The organism is Bacillus cereus group sp. N31 (assembly GCF_016483245.1).
In the GTDB taxonomy this organism is placed as follows: domain Bacteria; phylum Bacillota; class Bacilli; order Bacillales; family Bacillaceae_G; genus Bacillus_A; species Bacillus_A toyonensis.
In genome coordinates, this window is record NZ_JAEHCH010000076.1 from 1 (window position 1) to 483 (window position 483).

Consider the following 483-nt stretch of genomic DNA (forward strand, 5'->3'; position numbering starts at 1 on the left):
TATGAATCTATCGATTCAAGATGAGTTTCATTTGTTCGCTGAAGAACTACAGCGATATCTATCTCCACATATTCTTCAACAACTCGCACAAGAGACAGGTTTTGTAAAACGTAAAAGTAAGTATGGCGCACGAGATTTGGCTGCCTTATGTATCTGGATTAGCCAACAGGTAGCAAGCGATTCTCTTACTCGATTATGTAGTCAGCTTTATGCAAATACAGCTACACTTATAAGTCCAGAAGGACTTAATCAACGTTTTAACGGATGTGCTGTTTTATTTCTACAACGTGTATTTTCCCTTTTAATCAAAAGCAAACTAAACGATTCGTCTCAAATCTCAAATCAATACACCTCTTATTTTCAACGTATACGTATTTTAGATGCTACTATTTTTCAAGTACCCAATCATTTAGCTTCTATTTATCCTGGTTCAGGAGGATGTGCACAGACAGCTGGTATTAAGATTCAACTAGAGTATGATTT

At 36.0% G+C, this 483-nt stretch carries 1 protein-coding gene; it reads left to right on the forward strand.

Annotation, left to right across the window (positions count from 1 at the left end; all coding sequences use genetic code 11):
- Window position 1 precedes the first annotated feature (1 nt).
- Window positions 2–483, forward strand: a 482-nt coding sequence (locus JDS81_RS29800; protein ID WP_199688686.1) for an IS4 family transposase, incomplete at its 3' end; no start/stop codon positions are given.